The following is a 12,241-nucleotide window of genomic DNA, read 5'->3' as shown; positions in this document are numbered from 1 at the left end:
CTAGAGGCCCTTGCCCTTGAGTCGTACCGGCGTCTGCATCGATGCCGCCTCGTCAGCTGCGGCGCTTCCGCTTGCCGCATGGCGGCGGTTCAGGAAGGGGCAGCGCGACGCCGCGCTGTTGTCGTCCGGCAGGAAGTACTGCTTCCATTCGCGATTGGCGGGGTCGCCGTAGAAACCCAGGTCGGGATGCGCGCCGATGTCGTCCCAGCGCTCCAGGCGTCGGCGCACCTCCGTGCGGGCCTGCACCCCGATCACGCGATTGGTGACCTTGTCGATGAATACGCTGCGCGGCTGGAACAGCAGCACCATGCCGGGGCCGAGGTTGCGGCTGCGGCGTACCCGGAAGGACGGGCAGGCGCACACCACGAACATCTGCACGCCGGCGAAGGAGAACTCCCAGTCCGCGTGATCGGGGTCGGGCTGGCCGTCCGCGGCCGGATCCGGATCGACATCATGCAGGCCCTGCAGGATGCGCCAGAAGTCCTCGCGATACGCGTCATGCCCGCGCGGCTCGCGGTCCGGCTCGAAGAAGATGGCAATGTTGTTCTTCTGGTACTGCGGCAGCGCGGACAGGCTGGCGAAGGTCCGCATGGTCGCGGGCAGCATCGACCAATCGCGGCCCGTCACATAGGAATAGAACATCTCGCCTCGCTTCTCCGCCTGCGTTCCGAAGAAGCAGGGATACGCGGGATCCATCACCTTGCCGCGCAAGGTTTCATACGACGCGGCAAGCCATTCGGGCACGGCGCGCGGCGGGCATTCGTCGCCCAGGATGATGCGTTCGCGCCAGGATCCATTGCGCGGCGCGTCCTCGCGCGCCGCTGCGTCGAGCGACTCGGGGTGCATACCGTTCTCCATTTCTCTAGGTCGCCAGGGAGGCGGTCGCACCGTTCCGCGCGCGGGCGCGCAATTCGGCGATCCAGGCTTCCGGGATGATGGGCTGGTGATAGGTGCACTCCGCGGACACCACGGTCGACCCGTGCAGGCGACCATCCGGTATCAGCACCTTATCGCCCACGGTCATCTCCAGCTGCATGCCCAGATTGCCCCAGAACACCATGTCGCCCTCCTCGATCACGACCAGGCGATGGTCGTTGTGCACATGCGTGGTCGAACACATCTCGCGCGGCTCGACGAAGGTTTCCCGGTCGATATTCGGGCACTCGACGTGGATGCGTTTTTCGATATCGCCGGCCCAGGCGCAATACTGTCGGATCGACGACAGCCAACCCAGTTGCTCCCCGCGGTCCCAGCGCGCTCGGTCGGCCAGCAACGCATAGCCGGCCAAGCCCTGCGCGACGCAGCCCAGGCCGATGCGTCCATGCGCCCGGCCGATCGCGTCCAGCGCGCGTGTGAAGCGCCCGTCGAGCGCATCGATACCGTCCGCAGCGATCGGCTGGCCGTCCACATCCATCGCAAGGTGCGGGCACGCCGTGCGCAGGGCCGCGATGAAGGCCAGCCACTCCGCCTCGGCGGCATAGGCCGTCCCCAGCAATGCGAAGGCACGATGCGGACGCCGGGCCAGTGCGTGCAGCAGGTTGGTCTTCGCCAGACTCGTCGGCAGGTAGAACTGCCAGTAGGAATGGGCACGCCTGGCCACGCCCAGCATCGCGGCGGCCTGCGTCATCATGCGCTCGACGCCGGCCGAAGGCGCCAGGCCGGGCCTGTCCGCCGGCTCGACCGCATCGAAGTACCCGGATACCGCCGCGCGCGCCACGGCCACCTGGCGCGACGGCAGGAGACTCCAGTTCTGGATGAAGATAAAGCGCAAGCCTTCCTGCAGGTAGTCGTTCGCTTCGAGCATGGCCAGCATGTCGCTCCACTGCGCCGACTCGGCCTCGTACACCGCGCGCAGCCATTCACGCTGGCGCGCGGCAGGCACCGCATCGCGCACCTGGTCGCCGAGATAACTGAAGGCATAGCTTTCAAGGAAGGGTTGGATGCGGCGGCCCGTAACCTGGCTATCGTCGCCGTAGAAGGCCTCGCAGCGCTCGATATCCTGCGCATCGGGGCGTGGCAGGCGCGCGATATCCAGCTCGTTGATGCATAGCAGGAGCCGGTTCGAGGTAAGCGACGGCAGCCGGCTGACGGTGGCCGCGGTGATGGGCTTCTGGAATTTCAGGAACTCCAGGTCCTCCGGACGCAGGGGGCGGCGGTAGAAATCCTCGTCCAGTTCCAGTTCCTCGACCACCGCGCTGCGAAAGGCGGGGTGTGCGGCGAACTGCCTGATCAGGGCGAGCGCTTCCTCCCGGCGCGCCTTGTGCGGTTCGAAGTCGAAAAGCGGCGACAGCATTGACGAAGTCACGGTCGGTCTCCAGGCGAAGTCGGTCCGGGCCGCGGCAAATGCCGTGGCCATGCGCCGGGCCGCGCGTGCGCGGGGCGGCTAACAGGAGGTCGAGTTGCCGGAGCGAGCGTGCATGTCGTTGCCAGAAGAACGTGTGCTGTCCGTTTGTCTGTCGGGTGCCAACGGCGCGGTACCGCCGTACCCATGCATCGCCCTCGATACGAGGGGGGTCGAGGTGATTGATTCCGCGACGGCGGCCAGCTCGCGCACGACTTCCGCGAGCACCGCCTCGCGCTGGACCTGAATGAAAAAATGCCCGCCGTCCAGCAGTTGCGTCCGCAACCGCCCATCCGACTCGCGCTGCCAGCCGCGCAGGTTGTCGGGGTCGCCGGCGATATCCGTGTCGTCCTGGCCGCACAGCGCAAGCACCGGGCAGTGCAAGGGCTCCCGTGGCGGTGATACGTGCGTCCCGCACAGATGGAAATCCGCACGCAAGGTCGGCTCGATCATGGCCATGAATTCCGCGTTATCGAGCAGTTCCGCAGGCGTACCCTTCAGCGCGCGGAGTTCGCCCAGCAACTCGCTTCGCGAGCACGAGAGCCACTGGTGTTCCGGCTTGCGGCGGGACGGCGCGGTGCAGGCGGAAACGCCCAGCCATGCCGGCGCCGCGCCATGGCGGTCGCGCAAGAGATGGCCGAGCTCCAGGGCGATCAAGGCCCCCATGCTGTGGCCGAAAAGCGCGTACGGCCGGTCCAGCCATGGCCGCGCATCCTTGGCAAGAACATCGAGCAGCGCCGGCCAATCCGCCAGGGCATCTTCCTGCTGACGCGCGCCGCGTCCGGGCAGCTCCAGCGCCACCACGCGCAACCATGGCGGCACATGGGTGGGCCAAAAGCGGTACATGGACGCGCTGCCGCCCGCGTAGGGCAGGCACAGCAGGTTCAGGACGGGTCGTGTCACGGCAGACGGCCGGCTGGGCGCGGGCGGCTACGAAGACGCAGTCGCCGCTTCGCCGTCCATCGCCTTGCGCAGGCTCAAGGGCCGCATGTCGGTCCAATGCTGCTCGATATAGGCCAGGCACTCCGCCTTGTTCCCTTCCATGCCGGCCTCACGCCAGCCGTCCGGAACGCGGGTCTTGTACGCCGGCCAAATGGAATATTGCTCTTCGTGATTGATCACGACCTTGAATCGAACCTGCTCATCATCCCAGCTCATGCAGTCCCTCCGCTGTAGATCAGGACTCGCGCGGCTTGTATGTCACGCGAGTTTGTATTCGATTGAGTGCATATTAGAATCGTTATCATTTGCACTGTCATTGCGAAATCTACGGGTAGCGACTCGTGATGTCAAGGCGCATCGACAAGCATCTTCGCAATGGAAGAAAATCGATGCGACTCGTTATATGGGCTTATGTGGGGACACCGTAGTCCCCATCCCGGCATTGTCTGCAGCCAGCGTGACGCAAGCGCGACATGTCACCCGGACCGCGCGCCAGACCCTGCATGGGGTGGCGCCCATGCGACCGCGCCGGCATAGCCGGCGGGCAAGGCCAGCATGCGCAGGGACAATTGCTGCAGCGACGCGCCCTCGCGCGTAGGCAGGTCGCATTCGACACGCAGCCCGGCAGGGTCCTGGGCGGGTCGCACGGCGATATGCCGCAGCAACTCCGCGATGCCATGGCCGGTGGCCTTCAGCGCCGCTTCCTTGCACACCCAGTGGCGGTAGAAGGCATCGGCGCGTTGCGAAGCCGGCAGGCGCGTCCATGCATCGCACTCGGCATCGGTAAGGACGATGCGTGCCAGCGCTTCGATATCGGTATGGATGCCGGACATGGACTCGACGTCGATGCCGACTTCGCGCATCGGCGATAAGGCAAGGCATGCGAGCGCGCCGGAATGAGAGACATTGAAGCGCAGCTCCGACGCGGCCCATTGGGGACGCCCGCGGTTCGTGTAGGTCAACGACACGCGAGCCGGATCCGCGCAAGAGACCGCCTGTGCCAGCAGGTGCTTGAGGGTTGCGCGCGTGATGGCGAAGCGCAGCTTGTCCTCATGGCGCACATAGCGACCCAGGCGGGCGCGCTCCGCTTCGTCCAGCCATCGCATCACGCCTTCCGGCAAGTCCGCACGCAGATCGAGGTCGAGCCGCCACATCGCGACATCGTCGGGCACGCCTACGGTCTTCAACGGCGTGATGGCCACGCAAGGGAGCATGAGGACGCTTTGCACTTCAGTTGATTGGGCTTCAGTGGTTTGCGCTTCGGTGGTTTGCGCTCCGCATGCCGGCCGGCGATGCGCGCACGGCGAGCTTACACCCGACGGAGCTGGACCCATACCGCACCCCAGCCGGCCGCGCAGCAAAAAGGCGAAGCTCCCTCCCGGAAGCTTCGCCTCGACCGGCACGACCGCGCGCTTTACTTCGCGGGCGTGGACGGCGTAGCGGCGTGAGTCGCCGACTTCTTGGCCATCGAGCCTTTGGCCTTCTTGTGCGTGTGCGCCTTCGTCGTCTTGGTGGCGGTGCTGCCCTCTGCCGCGAAAACAGCCGGCGCCGCGGTCAGGCCCAGGCAAAGCGCCGACACGGAAAGAAAAGCAGCAATACGGGAACGGTTGGTCATTTAGGACTCCATATCAAGTAAGGCCACCGGGCCTTATTCCACGGGCACGGCACCCCGCCGTGTTTCCCGTACTGCCTTGGAGCAGGCACCGTCGCGAAGGTTTCATCCGCGACGAAAAAAGATTCGCCGTTCGCGCAGGGCCGCTGACACCTTGCTGTACGCGGGCGCTACGCCGCGCTTCTGCATGCATCCAACGACATATCATCGGACGCATCGGCGCGCGCCTGCACACGCGCATCGCCGCAGCCGTCATTCATCTTTCAATGCTCATTCAAACAGCATTCATCGACATGCCGCGACGCGCGGTCATTCCTGCTTCAGGCGGTCGAGCGCTTCGTCCAGGCGGTCCACCGCCCACACGTCCAGGCCTTCCACGGGCTGCCGCGGCGCGTTCGCCTTGGGAATCAGCGCCACGCTGAAGCCGAGCTTGGCCGCTTCGCGCAAGCGTTCCTGGCCCCGCGGCGCCGGACGTATTTCGCCGGCCAGCCCGACTTCGCCAAAGGCCACCAGGCCGCGCGGCAAAGGCCGGTCACGCAGCGAAGACATGATGGAAAGCAGCACCGGCAGATCGGCAGCGGGTTCGGTAATGCGCACGCCGCCGACCGCATTGACGAATACATCCTGGTCCGAAGTCACCACGCCGGCGTGCCGGTGCAGCACGGCCAGCAGCATGGCCAGGCGATTGCTTTCCAGGCCGACAGTCAGCCGCCGCGGATTGCCGCCCTGGGCGCCGTCGACCAATGCCTGGATCTCCACCAAGAGCGGCCGCGTCCCTTCCTGCGTGGCCATCACGCAGGAGCCGGCGACCTGCCGGTCATGCTGCGACAGGAACAAGGCCGATGGATTCGGTACGCCGCGCAGACCGCGATCGGTCATGGCGAAAACGCCCAGCTCATTGACCGCGCCGAAGCGGTTCTTGAAGGCGCGCACCAGGCGGAAAGAGGAATGGGTATCCCCTTCGAAATACAGCACCGTGTCCACGATGTGTTCGAGCACGCGCGGCCCCGCCAACGCCCCATCCTTCGTGACGTGGCCGATCATGACGATGGCGATGCCGGTCTGCTTGGCCAGGCGGGTCAATTGCGCGGCGCATTCACGCACCTGCGACACCGAGCCCGGCGCGGCCGTCAATTCCCCGCTGTAGAGGGTCTGGATCGAATCGATCACCGCGACCGCCGGCTTCTGCTCCGACACCGCGGCCTGGATGGCTTCCAGGCGGATCTCGGCCAGCAGATTGACATTGCCGGTGGACAACCCCAGGCGCCGCGCCCGCAGGGCCACCTGCTCGGCGGATTCTTCGCCGGTCACATACAGCACGTTGGACGCCGCCGACATCGAGGCCAATGCCTGCAGCAGCAGCGTCGATTTGCCGATGCCGGGGTCGCCGCCGATCAGCACCACCGCGCCGGCCACCAGGCCGCCGCCCAGCACGCGGTCGAACTCGTCGAACCCGGTCGGCTGGCGCGGCACTTCGCGCGCTTCGATGTCGGCCAGGCTGCGCACCGGACTGGACGCGACCAGGGGCGCGTAACGATGCGCGGCCGCCGCCGCAGGGGCGGCGGTTTCCACGGTTTCCTCAAGGGTGTTCCAGGCCGAGCAGTGCGGGCATTTGCCCTGCCATTTCAGGCTGGTGCCGCCACATTCGGCGCAGACATAGACGGTTCGTGATTTGGCCATGCCGGCAGTGTACCGGCAAGGCGGCCATGGATGCGGCAGGCCGTGTCAGCGGCCGGCGACGCTGCCCCCGCCATCGACCGCCAGCACCTGGCCCGTGATATAGCCGGCATCGTCGGACAGCAGGAAGGTGATCGCCGCGGCCACATCGTCGGGACTGCCGATACGCCTCATGGGAATGGACGCGAGCATGCGTTTCTCCGCATCGCTGCCCACCGGACGGCTGGCACGGAACAGTTCCGTCTCGATGGGGCCAGGCGAGACCGCATTGACTGTGATGCCGAACTCCGCCAGCTCCAGCGCCCAGGTATGCGTACAGCCCACCAGGGCACTCTTCGCCGCGGAATAGCTGGTGCGGTCGTAGCCGCCATGGATGGCGCGGCTGACCACATTGACGATGCGCCCGGAACGGCGGGCCTTCATCGATTCGACAAAGGCCTGCGCAACCTGCACGGCCACGCGGACGTTCAGATCGAGCACATTGAAGAGCGAGGCCAGTTCGATGGCGCCCAGCGGCTGCGGCTGGACCAGGCCGACGTTGTTGACCACGGCGTCGACCGGAAATTTCTCGCGGATCTCGCGCAGCACTTCTTCCGTCGTGCCGGCATCCGAGAGGTCACAGGCGTAGAGATAGCCGGGAAAATCGACGTCGCTGGTGTTGCGGGCAATGCCCACCACATGACAACCCATGTCAGCCAGACGTCGTGTCAGCGCCCAACCAATCCCCTTGGTCGCGCCCGTCACAAGGACGCATTTATCTTTCATGGATCTACCCTGCCTTCGTACCTACGTACCGGTTACCGCAAAGCACCAAGTAGACCACCATCCGGAGCGGATGTCTCGTCTTTCGTAAGCGCGGTCAGGCGGTGGTCAGGCAGGGGTCAGGCGGCCGTCAGGCTCGCTCGGGACGGGTCGGCAACGGCGGCAAGCGGGCTTCAGGGCGTCGTGCGCACCGGCACGCGCGGCGCCAGCGCGCAGAGCAGTTCGTAGCCGATGGTGCCGGCCGCCTGGGCGACTTCGTCGACGGACGGACCGTCCGCGCCCCACAGCGAAACCGGCGCGCCGATGCTGGCGTCCGGCACGGGCGTCAGGTCCACGGCCAGCATGTCCATCGACACCCTGCCCAGCACGCGCGTGCGCACGCCCTCCACGACAATCGGCGTGCCCGTGCCGGCATGGCGCGGATAGCCATCGGCATAGCCGCACGCCACGACGCCGACGCGGGTCGGCGCCTGCGCGGTGAAGAGACTGCCGTAGCCCACGGTATCGCCGGGCTGCAAGGCCTGGATCGCGATAATGCGCGAGCGCAGCGACATGGCCGGACGCAGGCCGAAGGAGGCCGCGTCGGTGTCGAAGAAAGGCGAAGCGCCGTACAGGCAGATGCCCGGCCGCACCCAGCTTGCCGCCGGGCTGTCCGCCACGGCGATTTCCGGATAGCGGAGGGTCGCGGCGGAGTTGCACACGCTGGCCGGGCCGGGCAGGTCCCCGGCGACACGTCGAAACACATCGTGCTGCGCGGCGATGCCCTGCGGACCGTCCGCATTGGCGAAGTGCGTCATGCGGCCCAGCGTGCCCACCACGCCGCGCGCCTGGAGTTCCTGCGCGTGGCGATACGCCTGGCGATAGGCGCCCGGCTCGAATCCCAGGCGGTTCATGCCCGTGTTGAGCTTGAGGAAGATATTCAGCGGATGTTGCGGCCTGAAGCGGGCGAGCATGTCGAGCTGGGGCTGGCAATGCACGACGGTGGTCAGGCGATGGCGATCGACGACATGCAGGTCGTCCGGTTCGAAATAGCCTTCCAGCAGCAGGAGCGGCTTGCCCCAGCCCGATTCACGGCAATGCGCGGCTTCGGCCAGATCGAGCATGGCAAGGCCATCCGCCTGGGCGAAGCCCTGCATGGCCTGCTCGATGCCGTGCCCGTAGCCATGCGCCTTGATGACGGCCCAGATCGACGGCGGCACCCGGGGCGTGCCTGCCGATCGCGCGGCGCCGGCGGCGGTGGCCTGATCCAGATGTTGGCGCACCACGCCAAGATTGTGCGCCAGTGCGGAGACGGAAATAGTGACGGAAATCGGTCGTGGCATCGCGGCTATCCTGAGGCGCTAAGTCTACCCGATCGTGCGCGCGGGCCGGCCGGCGTCTCACCTCTAAAATAGGGATCCCATCAACGCCCGCTACACATGCCGCGCGCAAGGCCGAGCGCCTGCGCGGCGCGGACCGCGGGACATCCTGCCATGGCCGTCGACCACTACGAGAACTTCCCCGTCGCCTCCCTGCTGCTGCCGCGCCGCCTGCGCGGCGCCGTCGCGGACATTTATCGTTTCGCCCGCAGCGCCGACGACATCGCCGACGAAGGCGCCATGGAGGACGCCTGGCGGCTGGAGCAATTGGCGGCCTACCGGGCGCAGTTGCACTGGATCGCCTCCGGCGCGCGCAGCGATGCGGGGCCGGCGCCCGCGCTGGCGCCCATCTTCGAGCCCCTGGCGGCCACCATCGCCCGGCATCAATTGCCGATCACGCCCTTCTACGATCTGCTGTCCGCCTTCGAGCAGGACGTAAGCGTCAAGCGCTATGCCGACATGCCCGCTCTGCTGGACTACTGCGCGCGTTCGGCCAATCCGGTCGGACGGCTGATGCTGCATCTGTATGGCGCCGTGACGCCGGACAACCTGCGCGACGCCGATGCCATCTGCAGCGGATTGCAGTTGGTCAATTTCTGGCAGGACGTCCGGGTGGATCATCGCAAGGACCGCATCTACCTGCCGCTGGATGCGATGCGCCGCCATGGCGTCACGGAGGATGACATCGCCGCCTGCCGCCTGTCGCCGCAATGGACGGCCCTGATGGCCGAGCGCATCGAAGCCACCCGCGCGCTGTTAAACTGCGGCGCGCCGCTGGCCCGCCGCCTTCCCGGCCGTATCGGCCTGGAATTGCGGCTGGTGGTCCAAGGCGGCCTGCGTATACTGGAACGCATCGAAATGGCACGCTATGACGTGTTCATGAACCGCCCTCAATTGGGCGCCAAGGATTGGGGCGTCATGCTGTGGCGCGCTTGCACCTGAAATGACTCCCGACGAATACTGCCAGGACAAGGCCGCCAAGAGCGGGTCCAGCTTCTACTACGCCTTCCTCTTCCTGCCGCCGGAGCGCCGGCGCGCCATCACCGCGCTGTACGCCTTCGGGCGCGAGGTCGACGATGTGGTGGACGAATGCACCGATGTCTCCGTGGCGCGCATCAAGCTGGCCTGGTGGCGTACCGAGGTCGACAAAATGTACGGCGGCGCGGCCAGCCACCCCGTCACGCGCGCGCTGGCGCCCCACCTGGAGGCATATGGCATCACCCGTGAGCGCCTCCTGGCCGTCATCGACGGCATGGAAATGGACCTCGACCAGACGCGCTACCTGGACTGGCCGGGGCTGCGCAAATACTGCTGGCACGTGGCGGGCGTCATCGGTGAAATGTCCGCTGCGATCTTCGGCCATACCGATCCCGCCACGCTCCAGTATGCCGAAAAGCTGGGCCTCGCCTTCCAGATGACCAACATCATCCGCGACGTCGGCGACGACGCCCGCCGCGGCCGCATCTACCTGCCGGTCAACGAGCTGCAGCAGTTCGGCGTCAAGGCGGCGGACATCCTGGACGGCAGGTATTCCCCCGCCTTCAGCGCCTTGATGGCCTTCCAGGCTGAACGGGCGCGTGGACTGTACCGGGAGGCCATGACCGCCCTGCCCGAGGCCGATCGGCGGGCCCAGCGTCCCGGCCTGATGATGGCCGCCATCTACCACGCGCTGCTCGACGAAATCGAGCGTGACGACTGGCAGGTGCTGCATCAGCGGATCTCCCTGACGCCCGTGCGCAAGCTATGGCTGGCCTGGAAGACCTGGGTGAGCGGCGGACGGGGGCTCGTGCGGCGGCTGTCACGGTGAAAGCCGCCGTCGTCGGAGCCGGCTGGGCGGGCCTGTCGGCCGCCGTGGCCTTGCGCGATGCCGGCTGGGAGGTCACCGTGTACGAGGCCGGCCGCACGCCGGGCGGCCGGGCGCGCCGGGTGCCGCGCGAAGGCGGCGCGCTACCGCTGGATAACGGCCAGCACATCCTGCTGGGCGCCTACGCCGATACGCTGGCCTTGATGCGCCGGCTGGGCCGGGATCCCGAGACCCTGCTGGCGCGCCTGCCCCTGCGCCTCGCCAGCCTGGATGGCGGCTTCCGCCTGGCGGCGCCGCGCCTGCCGGCGCCCTGGCATGCGGCCTGGGGCCTGCTGACGGCCCGCGGGCTCGCGTGGCGGGACCGCCGCGCGGCACTGCGGCTGATGCGGCGCCTGCGGGCGGACCGCTGGCGCGTGCCCGCCGGCGAGACCGTCGCCAGGCTGCTGGACCGGCTGCGCCAACCGGCCGGCGTCATACGACTGCTGTGGGAACCGCTTTGTCTGGCGGCCCTGAATACGGCGCCGGGGCAGGCCTGCGCGCAGCTCTACGCCCATGTCCTGCGCGACAGCCTGGCCGGCAGGCGCGCCGCCTCCGACATCCTGGTGCCCCGCGTCGATCTTTCCGCGCTATGGCCGGATGCGGCCGCGGCGACGTGCCGCATGCGGTATGGCCATGCCGTCAGGGCCGTGGATCCCGACGATGGCGGCATCGTGGTCGACGGTACGCGCTACGACGCAGCGGTGCTGGCCGTGCCGCCCGCGGCCGCCGCGCGCGTGCTGGCGCAGGGCCGGGCGGCCCAGTTCGCCGCCGGACTGGCCGATATACCGCATTCCCCCATTGCCACGCTGACACTGCGATTGGCGCAGCCCTGGCCGCTGCCGCAGCCGATGATGATGCTGCATGACTATCCCGCCGAAGGACAGGACGGCCAGTGGGTATTCGACCGTGCCTGGCTCGCGGGTGCCGCGGATGGACCGGGCGAGATCGCCGTCGTCGCAAGCGCCGCGGCAAGCCTCGCTGCGCGCGACCGGCAGCAGGTCATCGATGCGTTGATGGTGCAGTTGCGCGAGCAGGCGGCGCGCGGCGGCTTGCCCCCCATGCCGGAGGTGCTGGACGCCACCCTGCTGATCGACAGGCGCGCGACCTTCATGGCGCTCCCGGGCTTGCCGCGTGCCGGCCAGGCCACGCCGTGGCGCACGCTGGGGCTGGCCGGCGACTGGACCGATACCGGTTATCCCGGCGTGCTGGAAGGCGCGGTGCGCAGCGGCCAGCGCGCCGCGGCATGGATCATGGGCGCGGGCTGAGGAGGCGGGGTGATGGCGCGAGCCGGCTACAGCAGCACGCGGACCGTGTACAAGCCGGCTGCCGTCAACAGCAGCGAGCCCGCAAGGCTGACCCCGGCGTAGCCCAACGCGGTCCAGGCGGCGCCCTCTTCCAGGAAGGCCACGGTTTCGGCCGAGAACGTCGAAAAGGTCGTGAGTCCGCCAAGAAAGCCGGTAATGCATGCCAGCCTCACCCAGGCCGGCCAGTCCGGATGAGAACCGACCAGCGCGACAAGCACGCCGATCAGGTATCCACCCACCAGATTGGCGGCGAGCGTGCCCCAAGGCCAGCCGCCCGCATTGAGGGATAGGCCCAGCAGCCAGCGCAGCCACGCGCCCAGCGCGGCGCCAATGCCGATCGCTATGAAGTTCAGGGGGGCAAGCATGGGCAGCATGATGGGGGCGCGGCGCGCGCGAAAAGAA

Annotated in this window: 13 protein-coding genes; 3 read left to right on the top strand and 10 right to left on the bottom strand. The window is 67.6% G+C overall.

The window, feature by feature from the left end:
- The 9 genes from BAU07_RS09095 to alr all read right to left on the bottom strand — a co-directional run bounded on the left by BAU07_RS09095 (position 1) and on the right by alr (position 8,656).
- Positions 1-846, bottom strand: coding sequence for a YqcI/YcgG family protein (locus BAU07_RS09095; RefSeq protein ID WP_084025528.1), 846 nt, complete (start codon positions 844-846; stop codon positions 1-3).
- Positions 847-862: 16 nt separating this feature from the next.
- Positions 863-2,305 carry a cupin domain-containing protein gene (locus tag BAU07_RS09090; RefSeq protein WP_232338272.1) on the bottom strand — a complete coding sequence of 481 codons (1,443 nt, stop codon included), beginning with the start codon at positions 2,303-2,305 and terminating at the stop codon, positions 863-865.
- A 78-nt stretch (positions 2,306-2,383) separates the two neighbouring features.
- Entirely contained in the window at positions 2,384-3,244 is an 861-nt protein-coding gene (locus BAU07_RS09085; RefSeq protein ID WP_066656370.1) for a thioesterase II family protein, read from the bottom strand.
- Between the two features lie 27 nt (positions 3,245-3,271).
- Positions 3,272-3,499 (bottom strand): MbtH family protein, encoded by a 228-nt coding sequence (locus BAU07_RS09080; RefSeq protein WP_066656363.1) that lies wholly within the window; start codon positions 3,497-3,499, stop codon positions 3,272-3,274.
- Positions 3,500-3,759: 260 nt separating this feature from the next.
- Complete coding sequence (locus BAU07_RS09075; protein ID WP_066656360.1) at positions 3,760-4,497, bottom strand: 4'-phosphopantetheinyl transferase family protein; 738 nt, start codon at positions 4,495-4,497, stop codon at positions 3,760-3,762.
- A gap of 200 nt (positions 4,498-4,697) precedes the next feature.
- Complete coding sequence (locus BAU07_RS09070) at positions 4,698-4,898, bottom strand: hypothetical protein (protein WP_066656357.1); 201 nt, start codon at positions 4,896-4,898, stop codon at positions 4,698-4,700.
- A 306-nt stretch (positions 4,899-5,204) separates the two neighbouring features.
- Complete coding sequence (radA, locus tag BAU07_RS09065) at positions 5,205-6,575, bottom strand: DNA repair protein RadA (RefSeq protein ID WP_066656347.1); 1,371 nt, start codon at positions 6,573-6,575, stop codon at positions 5,205-5,207.
- Positions 6,576-6,620: 45 nt separating this feature from the next.
- Positions 6,621-7,337, bottom strand: coding sequence for an SDR family oxidoreductase (locus BAU07_RS09060; RefSeq protein ID WP_066656345.1), 717 nt, complete (start codon positions 7,335-7,337; stop codon positions 6,621-6,623).
- Between the two features lie 170 nt (positions 7,338-7,507).
- Entirely contained in the window at positions 7,508-8,656 is a 1,149-nt protein-coding gene (alr, locus tag BAU07_RS09055) for an alanine racemase (protein ID WP_066656343.1), read from the bottom strand.
- A gap of 150 nt (positions 8,657-8,806) precedes the next feature.
- Here alr and hpnC point away from each other — a divergent pair, with 150 nt between their 5' ends.
- The 3 genes from hpnC to hpnE are packed head-to-tail and all read left to right on the top strand — an operon-like array spanning position 8,807 to position 11,800.
- Positions 8,807-9,634, top strand: coding sequence for a squalene synthase HpnC (hpnC, locus tag BAU07_RS09050; protein WP_066656340.1), 828 nt, complete (start codon positions 8,807-8,809; stop codon positions 9,632-9,634).
- Between the two features lies 1 nt (position 9,635).
- Positions 9,636-10,499, top strand: a complete 864-nt coding sequence (hpnD, locus tag BAU07_RS09045; protein WP_066656338.1) for a presqualene diphosphate synthase HpnD — start codon at positions 9,636-9,638, stop codon at positions 10,497-10,499.
- Complete coding sequence (hpnE, locus tag BAU07_RS09040; RefSeq protein WP_066665139.1) at positions 10,496-11,800, top strand: hydroxysqualene dehydroxylase HpnE; 1,305 nt, start codon at positions 10,496-10,498, stop codon at positions 11,798-11,800. The genes hpnD and hpnE overlap by 4 nt, the downstream gene beginning before the upstream one ends.
- Positions 11,801-11,826: 26 nt before the next feature.
- Here the strand turns inward: hpnE and crcB are convergent, their stop codons facing one another.
- A complete protein-coding gene (gene crcB, locus BAU07_RS09035; protein ID WP_157122494.1) occupies positions 11,827-12,210 on the bottom strand; it encodes a fluoride efflux transporter CrcB in 384 nt (127 codons plus the stop codon).
- Positions 12,211-12,241 lie beyond the last annotated feature (31 nt).

The organism is Bordetella flabilis, from assembly GCF_001676725.1.
Lineage (GTDB): Bacteria > Pseudomonadota > Gammaproteobacteria > Burkholderiales > Burkholderiaceae_B > Bordetella_C > Bordetella_C flabilis.
Note: the sequence above shows the minus strand (reverse complement) of the source record. Positions and strands in the feature narration are given on the sequence as shown.

Bases quoted from the DNA above. Each gene is read 5' to 3' on its own strand.
- alr (WP_066656343.1), bottom strand. From the start codon at position 8,656: ATGCCACGACCGATTTCCGTCACTATTTCCGTCTCCGCACTGGCGCAC.
- BAU07_RS09070 (WP_066656357.1), bottom strand. From the start codon at position 4,898: ATGACCAACCGTTCCCGTATTGCTGCTTTTCTTTCCGTGTCGGCGCTT.
- hpnD (WP_066656338.1), top strand. From the start codon at position 9,636: ATGACTCCCGACGAATACTGCCAGGACAAGGCCGCCAAGAGCGGGTCC.
- radA (WP_066656347.1), bottom strand. From the start codon at position 6,575: ATGGCCAAATCACGAACCGTCTATGTCTGCGCCGAATGTGGCGGCACC.
- BAU07_RS09080 (WP_066656363.1), bottom strand. From the start codon at position 3,499: ATGAGCTGGGATGATGAGCAGGTTCGATTCAAGGTCGTGATCAATCAC.
- hpnC (WP_066656340.1), top strand. From the start codon at position 8,807: ATGGCCGTCGACCACTACGAGAACTTCCCCGTCGCCTCCCTGCTGCTG.
- BAU07_RS09060 (WP_066656345.1), bottom strand. From the start codon at position 7,337: ATGAAAGATAAATGCGTCCTTGTGACGGGCGCGACCAAGGGGATTGGT.
- BAU07_RS09095 (WP_084025528.1), bottom strand. From the start codon at position 846: ATGCACCCCGAGTCGCTCGACGCAGCGGCGCGCGAGGACGCGCCGCGC.
- BAU07_RS09075 (WP_066656360.1), bottom strand. From the start codon at position 4,497: ATGCTCCCTTGCGTGGCCATCACGCCGTTGAAGACCGTAGGCGTGCCC.